General features: G+C 68.3%; 12 protein-coding genes. 10 read left to right on the top strand and 2 right to left on the bottom strand.

Features of this window, described 5'->3' with window-relative positions; all coding sequences use genetic code 11:
* Positions 1 to 604: 604 nt before the first annotated feature.
* Both IT40_RS24630 and IT40_RS24625 read right to left on the bottom strand, forming a co-directional pair.
* Entirely contained in the window at positions 605 to 1510 is a 906-nt protein-coding gene (locus tag IT40_RS24630) for an alpha/beta hydrolase (protein WP_036760689.1), read from the bottom strand.
* A gap of 143 nt (positions 1511 to 1653) precedes the next feature.
* The gene (locus IT40_RS24625; protein ID WP_052096306.1) at positions 1654 to 2478 is read right to left on the bottom strand and encodes an IclR family transcriptional regulator; all 825 of its coding nucleotides are present in this window, start codon (positions 2476 to 2478) and stop codon (positions 1654 to 1656) included.
* Positions 2479 to 2674: 196 nt separating this feature from the next.
* On the opposite strand from IT40_RS24625, the gene IT40_RS24620 reads away from it, so the two are divergent.
* The 10 genes from IT40_RS24620 (at position 2675) to IT40_RS24575 (ending at position 14041) form a co-directional block, all read left to right on the top strand.
* The gene (locus IT40_RS24620; RefSeq protein ID WP_052096304.1) at positions 2675 to 3823 is read left to right on the top strand and encodes an acyl-CoA dehydrogenase family protein; all 1149 of its coding nucleotides are present in this window, start codon (positions 2675 to 2677) and stop codon (positions 3821 to 3823) included.
* Positions 3813 to 4964: an acyl-CoA dehydrogenase family protein gene (locus IT40_RS24615; protein ID WP_036760684.1), complete on the top strand. Its 1152-nt coding sequence runs from the start codon at positions 3813 to 3815 to the stop codon at positions 4962 to 4964. Before IT40_RS24620 ends, IT40_RS24615 begins: the two co-directional genes overlap by 11 nt.
* Before the next feature lie 77 nt (positions 4965 to 5041).
* Complete coding sequence (locus IT40_RS24610) at positions 5042 to 6667, top strand: class I adenylate-forming enzyme family protein (protein WP_036760682.1); 1626 nt, start codon at positions 5042 to 5044, stop codon at positions 6665 to 6667.
* 67 nt (positions 6668 to 6734) lie between these two features.
* Positions 6735 to 7481: an electron transfer flavoprotein subunit beta/FixA family protein gene (locus IT40_RS24605; protein ID WP_036760687.1), complete on the top strand. Its 747-nt coding sequence runs from the start codon at positions 6735 to 6737 to the stop codon at positions 7479 to 7481.
* The gene (locus IT40_RS24600; RefSeq protein ID WP_036760681.1) at positions 7481 to 8425 is read left to right on the top strand and encodes an electron transfer flavoprotein subunit alpha/FixB family protein; all 945 of its coding nucleotides are present in this window, start codon (positions 7481 to 7483) and stop codon (positions 8423 to 8425) included. Before IT40_RS24605 ends, IT40_RS24600 begins: the two co-directional genes overlap by 1 nt.
* 15 nt (positions 8426 to 8440) lie before the next feature.
* Positions 8441 to 9295 carry an HTD2 family dehydratase gene (locus IT40_RS24595; RefSeq protein ID WP_036760680.1) on the top strand — a complete coding sequence of 285 codons (855 nt, stop codon included), beginning with the start codon at positions 8441 to 8443 and terminating at the stop codon, positions 9293 to 9295.
* The gene (locus tag IT40_RS24590; RefSeq protein WP_036760678.1) at positions 9289 to 10104 is read left to right on the top strand and encodes an HpcH/HpaI aldolase/citrate lyase family protein; all 816 of its coding nucleotides are present in this window, start codon (positions 9289 to 9291) and stop codon (positions 10102 to 10104) included. The genes IT40_RS24595 and IT40_RS24590 overlap by 7 nt, the downstream gene beginning before the upstream one ends.
* A complete protein-coding gene (locus tag IT40_RS24585; protein ID WP_036760675.1) occupies positions 10097 to 11323 on the top strand; it encodes a CoA transferase in 1227 nt (408 codons plus the stop codon). The genes IT40_RS24590 and IT40_RS24585 overlap by 8 nt, the downstream gene beginning before the upstream one ends.
* 10 nt (positions 11324 to 11333) lie before the next feature.
* Complete coding sequence (locus tag IT40_RS24580) at positions 11334 to 12977, top strand: acyl-CoA dehydrogenase family protein (protein ID WP_036760674.1); 1644 nt, start codon at positions 11334 to 11336, stop codon at positions 12975 to 12977.
* 44 nt (positions 12978 to 13021) lie between these two features.
* The gene (locus IT40_RS24575) at positions 13022 to 14041 is read left to right on the top strand and encodes a TRAP transporter substrate-binding protein (RefSeq protein WP_166436157.1); all 1020 of its coding nucleotides are present in this window, start codon (positions 13022 to 13024) and stop codon (positions 14039 to 14041) included.
* Positions 14042 to 14268: the final 227 nt, after the last annotated feature.

Below are 14268 nucleotides of genomic sequence, written 5' to 3'. Positions count from 1 at the left end.
GTCATAGGCTTCATAGGGATAGTCGCGGTTCATGTCGCATTTGCGGATATATTCGACAGTCACCTCGTCATCCATGAAACGGTTCACCGTCTCAAGCCAAAGCGCCTGCCCCTCGTCCAGAAAATTCCTGTCCATTCCATCCTCCTAAATCCATAGTACGGCGGGCCATTATTTCAGTATGCAAAATCAGATTCTGCTTTTGACGTTAGGATCGGGGCGGGGCGAAGCCAATTGACATTTTCCCAACCGCCGCTTCGGCAGAGCCGAATTGACGCGTTCGGCCGGCATTCCGCATGGGTGCTGCGGCTGCGGGCCTCCATGCCCGGCACTCTTGCGCCTTGGGCTGCGGGCCGCGACCTTCCGGGCAGGGTCGGGCAGGGTCGGGCAGGGTCGCGAGATCGTCCGGGTTCTGCCGTGGCGCGCATGTGTTCGCGACCGGCCGCGGATGCCTGGTCGAACCATTCCGGCGGCGCGGCACAGGCAAGCCGGTTCGGCGCGAGGCGGCGATGCCGGTCGGGGCGCGCCGCCACGGCGGCAGGCTCCGGGGCTTTCGGCCCCGCATGGAAAGTCCGCCCAGGCATGATGCCAGGGCGGCGCCGGTGTTTCAGAGCCTGGCCCTGAAGAAGGGGCCGAGCTTCGCCATCGCCTCGCCCACCAGGTCGGGCTTGTCATAGAGGCCCAGGTGCGACGCGCCCGGAACGATGTGCAGGTGCTTGTCCTTGCTGGCGGCGCGGCGGAACAGGTCTTCGCTGATCCAGCGCGTGCCAGCATCCTCGCCGGCGACGATCTGGATCGGCTGGGTTAGGAACAGGTCGACCAGGTGGAAGGCGTCGAAGGTGACGAGCTGCGCCAGGCTGCGCACCGGCGCGATGCTGGGCGAGCTGGCGCATTGCGCGCGCGGGGTGCGGTAATATTCGACCGCCTCGGCCAGGTCGGCGTTCGGGGCGTCCTCCGGCTTCTGCGGCACGATCGGGTAATAGCCGGTCTCGGCGCCGTTCGCCTCGGCGGTGCGGGCGTTGGCGGCGTTTTCCAGCATGGCGAAGGCGCCGGTCAGGTCGTCGCGGCCTTCCCAGCCATTGCGCAGGATCGCCCCGTAATTGGTGGCGCTGACCGCGCCCACCGCCTTGATGCGGCGGTCGCTCATCGCCGCCGTCACGGTATAGGCGCCGCCGGCGCAGATGCCCATGGCGCCGATGCGGTCGCGGTCGACATAGGGCAGCGTCGTCAGGTAATCGACCGCGGCGCTGATGTCCTCGACCCGCGCATGGGGGTTTTCAAGCTGGCGCGGCTCGCCGGTGCTTTCGCCCTGGCAGGAGGCGTCGAAGGCGATGGCGACGAAGCCCTCGGCCGCAAGCTTGTCGGCATAGATGCCCGCCGTCTGCTCCTTCACGCCGCCGGCGGGGTGGGTGACGACGATGGCGGGATAGGTCTTGCTTTCGTCGAAGCCGGCGGGAAGGTGCAGATGCGCGGCCATCTCGAGCGCGCCGTTCCTGAAGGTCACGGATTTCATCTTCGTCTCCTCTGTCATGCGATGGGGACGAAGATAGCGCCGGCGACGAGTCGCAATTAGACCGCTCAATCGGGATGCCGTGATTAGCTGGCCTTATGAATGCGCCCTCGCCGCGCCGAAGGGACGAGGGCCCAGGGCCGGGCTCAGACCCGGACCGGATGCACCAGCAGTTCCGCCTCGATCCGGCTGACCATGACGGCCAGGCGCGGGCCGACGTCGCTGCGAATCATCTCTTCCGTCAGGTGGAAGGACGGGCCCGAGCAGTTGAAGGCATAGACCCCGCCGTCGCGCGTCTTCAGCGCCGCGCCGACGCCGTTCACCGTCCGCTCGTAAGTGCCCAGCGAGACGCAATAGCCATGCGCGTCGAGTTCCTTGAACGCGGTGGCGAGGCGTTTCTTGAACTTGGGGAAGTCGGCCTTGTCGTGTTTCTCGATGGCCTCGACCAGGAAATCCCGCTCGCTTTCCGGCAGGGCGTGCAGATAGGCCATGCCCATGGCGGACCGCGCGATCGGGATGCGGGCGCCGACCTCGAGCCGCAGCGACACCGTCGCGCTGCCATGCGCCAGTTCCAGATAGGCCAGGTTCAGCCGGTCCCGGTTGCCGAGCGCCACCGAGATATTGGCGTGATTCGCCAGCTCCTGCATGTGCGGGCGGGCGACGCGGGTCAGGCTCATGCTGCCGAGATAGGCGTAGCCCAGCGACAGGACCGGGGTGCCCAGCGAATATTTCTCCAGCCGGGCGTTGTATTCCAGATAGCCCAGCGTGGTCAGCGTATGGGCGATGCGGGCGACGGTCGGCTTGGGCAGGCCGGTGCGCTGCGCGATCTCGAGGTTGCCCAGGAAGCCGTCGCCCGGTTCGAAGGCGCGCAGGACTTCCAGCCCGCGCGCCAGCGCGGTGATGAACTGGCGGTCGGTCTTTTCCTCGTCGGGACCGGGCAGGGACAAGAGGGTTTTGAAAGACCTGGCCAAGCTGAACTCCTGCTTTGTTGCGGGCTTCTGTCCCACGTTAGTCGGTTTTCTGCCAGAAACAAGCTTCTGCCAGGCGAAAGACGCAGCCGGGGGCCGCGGGCTGCGCCAGTATGCAAAATGTAATTCTGCATTGCAAAACCAGATTGGTTGGTTTAAACAGCCTGTCAACATCAACCCATGCTGCGGGAGGCGCGATTTGTTCAGCAGGCCGGAGGAACCCGACCACAGGCAACAGCTTCGGGAAAGCGTTGCGGATTTCGCCAATCGAGAGGCCACGCTTGCCGCGACTCGGGCGGGGCTGGCCACGCAGGCGGGCTTTTCGCATGAACGCTGGAAGACCATGGCCGAGCTGGGCTGGACCGGCATCCTGGTCCCCGAGGATGACGGTGGCCTGGCGATGGAACATGCGGATCTGGCGGCGCTGCATCACGAGGCCGGGCGCGCGGCCCTGCCGGAGCCGCTTGTTTGCGTTGGCATTCTTGCGATGCAGGCGCTGGTCCTGGGCGGCAATCAGGCGCTGAAGGACAGGCTTCTGCCCGGCCTGATGGGCGGCGACCTGCTGGCGACGCTGGCCTGGCAGGGCCGCGCCGGGGCGATGGGTTCGGGCGCCGTGGGGCCCAAGGCCGCGCCCGAGGGCGAGGGCTGGACCCTGTCGGGCCAGGCGCTGTTCGTGCCCCTGGCGCAAGAGGTCGGCGGCTATGCCGTGGCTGCCGATACCGGCGCGGGCATCCTGCTGGCCTGGATCGACCAGTCGCCCAAGGTGGTGCAGACCACCGCCCACACCGATGGATCGCGGCAATCGACGGTCGATCTCGACGGGGTCAAGGTCGATCCCGGCGCAGTCATCGCCTTTCCCGACCGCGGGGCGGCGATCCTCGACCAGCTGCTCGACATCGCCCGGCTGGCCGTCGCGGCCCAGTTGCAGGGGGTGATGGAGGCGGCGTTCCAGATGACGCTGGACTACATGAAGCAGCGGGTGCAGTTCGGCAAGCCCATCGCCTCGTTCCAGGCGATCCAGCACCGGGCGGTGAACCTTTACGTCCATATCGAGATGGCGCGCTCGGCCTTGCTGCGGGCCGCGGCAGCGATGGACGATCCTCATGCCGATGCGGCCAGCCGGGCCGCCCATGTCTCGGCCGCGAAAAGCCGGGCGGGCGATGCGGCGCAGTTGGTGGTCAAGGAATGCATCCAGCTGCATGGCGCCATCGGCTATACCGAGGAATGCGACCTCAGCCTTTACGTCAACCGGGCGCTGGCGCTGGCGGCATGGCTCGGCAATCCGCGCGCCCATCGCGCGCGCTGGTTCGAATTGCACAACGCCGGGGGGCAAGCCAATGGCCATTGATTACAATGCGATGGACGAGCAGGATTTCCGCAGGATGCTGCGGGATTTCATCGCCGCCGAATGCCCGCCGCACCTGATCAACCAGGCCCGCCGCGTCAACTGGCACGAGGCGAGGGACTGGTTCCTGAAGCTGTCGGCCAAGGGCTGGCTGGCGCCCGCCTGGCCGGTCGAGCATGGCGGCATGGGCCTGAACGTCGAGAAGATGCTGGCCTATCACGACGAATTCGACAGCGCCGGCGTCGCCCGCCATCCCGACATCGGCATCGTCATGCTGGGGATGCTGCTGGTCCGCTTCGGCACCGAGGCGCAAAAGGCGCATTACCTGCCGCGCATCCTGGCGGGCGAGGATGTCTGGTGCCAGGGCTATTCCGAACCGGGCGCCGGCTCGGATCTTGCCAGCTTGCGGACCTCGGCGGTGCTGGACGGCGATCACTGGGTCATCAACGGGCAAAAGATCTGGACCACGCTGGCGCAGGATTCGACCGACATCTTCATCCTGGCGCGCACCGATCCCGCGGCCAAGAAGCAGCAGGGCATCAGCTTCTTCCTGGCGCGGATGGACACGCCCGGCATCACCGTGCGCCCGATCAAGACGCTGGCCGGCGATGCCGAGTTCTGCGAGGTCTTTCTCGACGACGTGCGGGTGGCCAGGGACAATATCGTCGGTGCGGTCAATGATGGCTGGACCATGGCCAAGGCGCTGCTGGGTTTCGAACGCCTGACCCATGGCAGCCCGAAATTCGCGCAGATGGCGCTCTTGCGGCTCGAGACGATGGGCCGCGAGCTGGGCATCTTCGACGACCCGTCCTTTGCCGCGACATATACCCAGCTGGCGCTGGACGTGGCCGACCTGACCGCCACCTATGCCCGTTTTGCCGAGACGCTGAAGGGCGGCGGCGCGCTGGGGCCCGAGATCTCGATCCTCAAGCTCTGGGGGCCGGACCTCTACCAGCGCATCTCGGAATTCATGCTGGACGTGGCGCAGGAAAACGGCTCGGCCCTTGGCCCGACCCGGTTCGGCGGGGCCGAGGTGGACCCGCTGGGCTATTACTTCCTGTCGCGGCCGACCACGATCTACGGCGGCGCCAGCGAGATCCAGCGCAACATCCTGGCCAAGACCCTGCTGGGGATGCCCGGCTGACACGTTGCGCGAAGGCCGTGAAAGACCTGCCGGGGCCGCGTCCAAGGCCCTGCGAAGCCTGTAGAGGGAGGATTTGGATGCAGGACGTCATTCTGAGGCAGAGCCCTGCCGACCAGCAGCATTACCGCGCGACCGGCGTCTGGCCCGACGAGACCTTGGCCGACGTGCTGCGCGCCCGCACCGCCGCCCATCCCGACCGCGAGGCGGTGACGGACGGCAAGGCCCGGCTGACCTATCGTCAGCTGGAGGATGCGATCATCCGCGTCGCCGACCTGCTGGCCCGCAGCGGCATCCGTCCCGGCGACATCGTGGCGGTGCAGCTGCCCAACTGGATCGAGTTCATCCCGGCCTATTTCGCCATCGAGCGCATCGGCGCCATCGGCGTGCCGGTCAGCATCGAGTTCCGCGCCCGCGAGGTCGATTACGTCCTGCGCACCACCGGGGCGCGCGGCATCATCACCTGCGCCGAATACAAGAAGTTCGACCATCAGGCGATGGTCCAGGCCCTGCGCAAGGATCTGCCCGAACTGACATTCCTGGGCGTGGTGCGGGGGCAGCCGACCGGGGACGCGGTGGCGCTGGACCCGGTGATCTCCGCCTCGGGCCGGCCCCAGGGCTTTGCCGAGGTCGGGACCGACCCGAACGCGATGATGCGGATGATGTTCACCTCGGGCACCACCGGCAGCCCCAAGGGGGTGACGCATAACCACAACACCTCGCTGTGGCCGGCGCGGATGCTGAACATGGACATGGAGGTGGGCGAGGACGACGTGATGCTCCTCTACCTGCCGCTGGCGCTGAACTGGGGCTATCTCTCGGTGCTGCAGGTCGTGCTGGCGGGCTGCAAGCTGGTCATCATGGAGAAATTCGCCGCCGAGCCCGCGCTTCAGGTGATCGAGGCCGAGCGCGTGACCTATGTCGCCACCGCCCCGGCGTCCATCGTGGCCATGCTGAACGTGCCGGGGCAGGAGCGATATGACCTCTCCTCGCTGAAGACGGTGATCTCGGGCGGCACCTCCTGCCCGCTGGAAACCATCCGCGCCTTCCGCGCCCGCATCCAGGGCGACCTGATCGAGCTTTACGGCATGCTGGAATGCGGCGGCTATCACACCTATACCCGGCGCAGCGACGACCCGGAAAAGGTCGCGGGCTCGGTCGGCAAATGCGGCACCGAGATGCGGCTCAGGATCTCGCCCATCGGCGGCACCGGCGCGGTGCCGCAGGGCGAGCCGGGCGAGATCCAGAGCCAGGGCCCGGCCACGCAGATGGGCTATTACAAGCGCCCCGAGGCCAATGCCGAGGCCTTTACCGAGGACGGCTGGTTCCGCAGCGGCGACCTGGGCATGATCGACGCGGACGGCAACCTGCGCATCGTCGGGCGGCTGAAGGAGATGATCAACCGCGGCGGCAAGAAATACTATCCGCGCGAGGTCGAGGAGATCCTCTACACCCACCCCAAGGTGCTGCATTGCGCGGTGATCGGCCTGCCCGACGAACGGCTGGGCGAGTCGAACTGCCTTTGCCTGGTGCCGCGTCCGGGCGAGAGCGCCACGCTGCAGGAATTCGTGGATTTCCTCAAGAACGAGGTGGCGATCTACAAGCTGCCCGAACGGCTGGAGATCTTCGAGGAATTCCCGATGACGCCCACCGGCAAGTTCCAGCGCCATGAACTGATCAAGCAGGTCGTCGCCCGCGACGGCTAGGCCAGGCGCATCCCATTGCAACCCGCGCCGGCGTTTGCCGGTGCCCGTCATGGAGACAATCCCGGACATGAAAATCCTTGTCCCCGTCAAACGTGTCGTCGATTTCAACGTCAAGGTCCGCGTCAAGGCGGACGGCTCGGGCGTCGATACCGCCAGCGTCAAGATGTCGATGAACCCCTTCGACGAGATCGCCGTCGAGGAAGCCATCCGCCTGAAGGAAGCCGGCAAGGCCGATGAGGTCATCGCTGTCTCCGTCGGCCCCGCGCAGGCGATGGAAACCATCCGCACCGCGCTGGCCATGGGCGCGGACCGCGGCATCCTGGTCAGGACCGACGAGGCGGTCGAGCCGCTGGGCGTCGCCCGCGTGCTGAAGGCGCTGGCCGAGAAGGAGGGCCCCGGCCTGGTCATCCTGGGCAAGCAGGCCATCGACGGCGACAACAACCAGACCGGCCAGATGCTGGCCGCCCTGCTGGGCTGGGCGCAGGGCACTTTCGCGTCCAGGGTCGAGATCGGGGACGGCGAAGTGACCGTCACGCGCGAGATCGACGGCGGGCTTCAGACCGTGCGGCTGAAGACCCCCGCCATCGTCACCACCGACCTGCGGCTGAACGAGCCGCGCTATGCCAGCCTGCCCAATATCATGAAGGCCAAGAAGAAGCCCGTCGAGGAGACGACGCCCGAGGCGCTTGGCGCGGACATCTCGCCGCGCCTCAGGGTGGTCAGGACCAGCGAGCCGGCGCAGCGGCAGGCGGGGATCAAACTCGGCTCGGTGCCCGAGCTGGTCGGCAAACTCAAGGAAGCGGGGGTTCTCTGATGGCCATTCTTCTGATCGCGGATCACGACAACTCCACCCTGTCCGATGCCACCGCCAAGGCGCTGACGGCCGCGGCCAGGATCGGCGGGCCGGTGCATGTGCTGGTCGCCGGCTCGGGCGCGCAGCCGGTGGCCGATGCCGCCGCCGCGCTGGCGGGCGTCGACAAGGTGCTGCTGGCCGATGCGCCGGCTTACGCCCATGCGCTGGCCGAGCCGCTGGCGGCGCTGATCGTTTCGCTGGCCGGTGGCTATGACGCCATCCTCGCCCCGGCCACCACCACCGGCAAGAACGTGCTGCCGCGGGTCGCGGCGCTGCTCGATACGGTGCAGGTCTCGGACGTGGTGGCGGTGCATGGGCCCAAGAGCTTCGAGCGCCCGATCTATGCCGGCAACGCGCTGCAAGTGGTCGAGGTGCTGTCGGCGAAGATCGTCGCCACCATCCGCACCACCGCCTTCGAGGCGGCGGGGCAGGGCGGTTCCGCCCCGGTCGAGGCGGTGGCGGCAGCCGACGATCCGGCCGTGTCCAGCTTCGTCGGCCAGGAGGTCGCGGCTTCCGAGCGCCCCGAGCTGACCGGCGCCAGGATCGTCGTGTCGGGCGGCCGCGCGCTCGGCTCTAGGGAAAAGTTCGACGAATTCATCCTGCCGCTGGCCGATGCCTTCGGCGGCGCGGCGGGCGCGTCGCGTGCGGCGGTCGACTCGGGCTATGCCCCGAACGACTGGCAGGTGGGCCAGACCGGCAAGGTGGTGGCGCCCGAGCTTTACGTGGCCGTCGGCATCTCGGGCGCGATCCAGCACCTGGCCGGGATGAAGGACAGCAAGATCATCGTCGCCATCAACAAGGACGAAGAGGCGCCGATCTTCCAGGTCGCCGACCTGGGCCTGGTGGGCGACCTGTTCAGCGTCCTGCCCGAACTGACCCAGGCCGTCGCGGCTGCGCGCGGCTGAGGCTGGAGGGGGAAGATGACCGACCAGCCCGCCGTCGACATCGAGGATCTGCGCAAGGCTATCGGCCGGGAAAGCTCGGCCTCGGACATCGTGACGGTGCAGCAATGCCTTGCGCTGAACGCCACGCTGGACAAGGACGCGCCCCCGCCGCAACCGGGGGACGCGGCGCCGCTTTCGATCCACTGGTGCCTTGCCCCGCCCACCGTGCCGATGCGCGCCATCGGCGCGGACGGCCACCCCCAGCGGGGCGGCTTCCTGCCCGCCGTGCCGCTGCCGCGCCGGATGTGGGCCGGGGGGCGGCTGGAGTTCCTGGACCCGATCCGCATCGGCGACCGGGTCACGCGCCTGTCGCGGATCGAGGATGTCAGGCTGAAGCAGGGCAGCACCGGCCCGCTGTGCTTCGTGACCGTGCGGCACCAGGTCTCGACCCCGCGCGGCCCGGCGATCAACGAGCGCCAGGACATCGTCTATCGCGGCGCCGAGACCGGGGCCGCGCCCGCGAAACCGGCGGTCCCGCCGCCCGGCCCCAGGGCGGAGTGGAGCCGCAGCGTCATGGCAGATCCGGTGCTGCTGTTTCGCTATTCCGCGCTGACCTTCAACGGCCACCGCATCCATTACGACCGCGCCTATGCGACGGGCGAAGAGGGCTATCCCGGCCTTGTCGTGCATGGGCCGCTGCAAGCCACGCTGCTGCTGACGCTGGCGGGCGAGCTGCGCGGGATGCCCAAGACCTTCGATTTCCGCGGCACCAGCCCGCTGTTCGACGGCGCCGCCCTTACCGTGAACGCCGCGCCCTCGGAAGCCGGGCTGGAGCTGTGGATCGCGGGCGCCGACGGCCGCACCACCATGTCGGGAAGCGCGACATGGTAGAGGCGCTGTCCACGATCACCGCGCCGCTGTTCGTGCCCGCGTCTAGGCCCGAGCGGGTGGCCAAGGCGGCCGCCTCGGGCGCCGATGCCATCATCATCGACCTGGAGGATGCCGTGGCGGCGGCCGACAAGCAGGCCGCGCGCGATGCGCTGGCGGGCCTTGCCCTGCCGGATATCCCGGTGATCCTGCGCATCAACGCCATCGGCACGCCCTGGCACGAAGGCGACCTGGCGCTGGCCGCGCGCATCGGCCTTGCCGGGATCATGCTGCCGAAAAGCGAAGACGCGGCGCAGACCCAGGTGGCGCATCAGGCCGCGGGCCACGCCGTCCTGGCGTTGGTGGAAACCGCGCGCGGCATCGCCAACCTGCCCGCCGCCGCGCCGGGCGTGGCGCGGCTGGTCTTCGGCTCGGTCGATTTCTCGGCCGACATCGGCTGCGCGCATGAGCCCGAGCCGCTGCTGCTGGCGCGCTTGCAGATGGTGCTGGCCTCGCGCGTCGCGGGGCTGGCCGCGCCCATCGACGGCGTGACGCTGGCCATCGAGGACGAGGCCGCCGTCGAGGCCGATGCGCGCCGCGCGGTGTCCCTGGGTTTTTCGGGCAAGCTTTGCATCCATCCGCGCCAGGTCGCGCCGGTGCTGCGCGGCTTCGCGCCCTCGGCGGCCGAGGTCGAATGGGCCGCCAGGGTCGTGGCCGCCGATCGGGGCGGCGCGGCGATGGTGGACGGGGCGATGATCGACCCGCCCGTGCGGATGCGCGCCGAACAGATCCTGCGCCGGAGCGGCAGAAAAGACGGGGTGAACCATGTATGACATTCTGAAGGGCCTCCGCGTCATCGAGGGCTCGTCCTTCGTCGCCAGCCCGGTTTGCGGCCAGCACCTGCTGGGGCTGGGGGCCGAGGTCATCCGCTTCGACAATATCGGCGGCGGGCTGGATGCCAGCCGCTGGCCCATCGACGGCGCCGGCCGCAGCCTGTTCTGGGAAGGGCTGAACAAGGGCAAGAAATCCATCGCCATCGACCTGAACAGTCCCGCCGGGCGCGAACTGGCGACGCAGATCATCACCGCGCCGGGCGAGGATGCGGGGCTGTTCGTGACCAACTTCCCGGCCGCGGGCTTCCTGTCGCATGAACGGCTGGCGGCGCATCGCCCCGACCTGATCACCGCCCGCGTCATGGGCTGGGCCAGCGGCCGCAACGCGGTCGATTACACGATGAACGCGATCACCGGCCTGCCGCTGATCACCGGCCCCGAGGATCTGCCGCCCGACGTGCCGGTCAACCACGTCCTGCCCGCCTGGGATCTGATCACCGGCGCCTATGCCGCCTTCACCCTGATGGCGGCCGAGCGCAACCGCCGCCGGACCGGCAAGGGCGGCGAGATCCGCATCCCGCTGGTCGACATCGCCGCGACCACGCTGGGCCACCTGGGCCAGATCGCCGAGGTAACAGCGGACGGCCCGCCGCGCATCCGCAGCGGCAACGACCTTTTCGGCGCCTTCGGCTGCGACTTCTTTACCGCCGACGGCAAGCGGCTGATCCTGGTCGGCATCACCGCGCGGCAGTGGAAGGGCGTGATCGAGACCTTCGGCATCGGGGCCGAGGTGGCGGCGCTGGAAGACCGGCTGGGCGTGTCCTTCGACCAGGAAGGCCCGCGCTTTCTCCACCGCAAGCCGCTGTTCGACATGGTGCAGAAGGTGATCGGCGCGATGAGCTATGCCGAGGCCGCCGCGCTGCTGAACGAAAAGGGCATCTGCTGGGAGACCTATCGCAGCCTTCAGGAATCCATGGCCGAGGAGCCCGGCTTCATCAGCGGCAACCCGGTCTTCAACCAGCAGACCCATCCGTCCGGCCACAGCTACCCGACCGGCGGCGCGCCCGCGACCTTCCCGGCGCTGCCGCGCCATCCGGCCCCGCGCGCACCGCGCCTGGGCGAGCATACCGAAGAGATCCTGGCCGAGCTGCTGGACCTTCCCGCCCATGAAATCGCCCGGCTGCACGATCAGCGGATCGTCGCCGGCCCCGAGAGTTGAGGAAACCGCCATGTCCGACACCGCCGATCTTCTGGACCGCGCCGCCGCTGCCGTTGCCGCCATGCGCCTCTATCTCGACCGCGTGAAGGACGAGGTGGCCGGCCGCGTCACCGTCGACGGCCGCCCCCAGGCCGCCCGCGTCGACCAACAGCAGCGCGCCGTCCACGGCTTTGCCTGGGCCGCCACCGTGGTCGAGGCGCTGGCCCAGACCGAATCCTGGGGCCGCCGCCTGCAAGCGGCCGGCACCCTGGGCGAGGCCGAGCGGCTGGTGATCGAGATCGGCTTCGGCGAATACCTCGCCCAGCTTCTGGGCGGCATCCCGATGGGGCCGAACGAGATGCTGCGCCCCGCCGACCTGGGGGTCTCAAACCATGCGCTGGCGCAGGACGCGGCGGTGGCCGGGTTCATCGCCGGGGGCAACACGCCCGCCAACCGCGCGCGGCTGGTCGAGCTGATCCAGTCGGGCGAGCAGGTCTCGGACGCGCTTGGCGACGCCGACCTGGACATGATCCGCGAAACCTACCGCCGCTTTGCCGAGGAGCGCATCGCCCCCTCGGCCCATCAATGGCACCTGGCGGATGTGCTGATCCCCGACGATATCGTGGCCGAAATGGCCGAGCTTGGCACCTTCGGCGTCTGCATCGACGAGGAATATGGCGGGCTCGGCCTGGGCAAGCTGGCCATGTGCGTCGTGACCGAGGAACTCAGCCGCGGCTGGATCGCCGCCGGCTCGCTGGGCACCCGCTCGGAAATCGCGGGCGAGCTGATCCTTGGCGGCGGCACGCCCGAGCAGAAGGCGGAATGGCTGCCCAGGATCGCCTCGGGCGAGGTGCTGCCGACCGCGGTCTTCACCGAGCCCGACACCGGCTCGGACCTGGGCAGCCTGCGCACCCGCGCCAGCCGCGACGGCGAGGGCTGGGTGGTCAACGGCAACAAGACCTGGATCACCCATGCCGCGCGCAGCGACGTGATGACCATGCTGGTGCGCACCAACCCGGACAGCAAGAGCTATGATGGGCTGTCGATGCTGCTGGCGCCCAAGCCGCGCGGCACGGACGACAACCCCTTCCCGGCCGAGGGCATGACCGGCGGCGAGATCAAGGTTCTGGGCTATCGCGGGATGAAGGAATACGAGCTGTCCTTCGACGGCTTCCGCGTGCCGGTGGACGGCGTGCTGGGCGGCGAGGAGGGGCAGGGCTTCAAGCAGCTGATGCGCACCTTCGAGGGCGCGCGCATCCAGACCGCCGCCCGCGCGGTGGGCGTGGCGCGCTCGGCCTTCGAGCTGGGCTTGCGCTATGCGCTCGACCGCAAGCAGTTCGGCCGCGCCATCGCGGGCTTCCCGCGCATCTCGGACAAGCTGGCGATGATGCTGGTCGAGATCGTGCTGGCGCGCGAGCTGACCTATTTCTCGGCTCGCGAAAAGGACAAGGGCCGGCGCTGCGACATCGAGGCCGGCATGGCCAAGCTGCTGGCCGCCCGCGTCGCCTGGACCAATGCCGACGCGGCGCTGCAGATCCACGGCGGCAACGGCTATTCGATGGAGTTCGAGATCAGCCGCGTGCTGTGCGACGCGCGCATCCTGAACATCTTCGAAGGTGCCGCCGAGATCCAGGCACAGGTCGTCGGCAGGGGGCTGCTGGCGACCAGGAATTGACGATGCTGCCGCGCTCCTGCGGCGGCCGGATGGAGGACCAACTGATGATGAGGAAACTGATCGCCACGACCGCCCTTGGCGTCCTGGCATTCTCCGCGCCCGCAATGGCGCAAGAGGAGATGACGCTGAAGCTGGCCCATATCGCGCCGGCGACGCATTACCTGTGGGAACAGGGCGCGAAGCCCTTTACCGAGGCGGTGACGGAAAGCACCGGGGGCCGCGTCCGCTTCGACGTCTACCCGGCCGGGCAATTGGGCAAGGATTACATCTCGATCCTGAATTCGGGCATTGCCGACGTGGTGTTCTTCGTGGCGAACTACGCGCCCGACAAGTTCCCGCTGACCTCGGTGGTCGAGCTGCCCTCGCCCTACAAGACCTCTTGCGAGGCGACGGCGCGGTTCTGGGATCTGGCCCAGGACGGCGGGCTGCTGAACGAACAGGAATACAAGCCCCAGGGCATCCATGTGCTGTTCGTCTCGTCGCTGCGCCCCTATACGGTGATGACCACCGGCAAGCAGGTGGCCGGGCTTGGCGACGTCGCCGGGCTCAAGCTGCGCGCCAACGGGGCGGCGATGGACAAGGCGGTGCGGGCGCTTGGCGGCGTGCCGGTGCGCGTGCCCTCGCCCGAGGCCTATGACGCGCTGACCCGCGGCACGGTGGACGGCGGCGTCTATTCCTATCTCAGCCTGCCGGAGTTCAAGCTGGACCAGGTCTTCCACCACGCGGTCGACGGGGTGCAGATCGGCTCCCCCGGCATCGTCTTCGCCATGAGCGAACGCGGCTGGGAGCGGCTGCCCGAGGACGTGAAGGCGGCGATGACCGAGGCGGCGATGACCGCGCAAGAGGGGCTTTGCGCCTGGCAGGATGCCGAGGAAACCAAGGTCCGCGACAGGCTGGTGGCCGAGCAGGGCTTTACCGTGAACACGCTTTCGGCCGAAGAGGCCGCGCAGTGGAACGAGCGGCTGGCGACGGTCGCCAGCGTCTGGCTGGACGAGCTGAAGGCCGTGGGCAAGGACGGCGAGGCGCTGTTGCAGGCCTATATGGGCGATCCGGCCACGAACTGAGCCGGGCCGAGAGCCGCAGGAAAAGGCCGCGACCCGATGGTCGCGGCCTTTTTCCTTTGCCGGTCGCAAGCCGCGATCCCCGGCTTTCCCGGCCCGCCTGGACGAGTTGGCCGCTGGCATCCTTTCGGACGCCAGCGGCCTTTTTCACGAGAGAGAGATTGAGGTTCGTTCGGTTTCAGAAGCTGTATTGCGCGGCGAACTGGATCCTGTCGTTGTCGAACCTGGCG

This window comes from Paracoccus versutus, assembly GCF_000763885.1.
Taxonomy (GTDB): Bacteria; Pseudomonadota; Alphaproteobacteria; order Rhodobacterales; family Rhodobacteraceae; genus Paracoccus; species Paracoccus versutus.
This window is presented reverse-complemented; position numbering and strand designations above follow the sequence as displayed.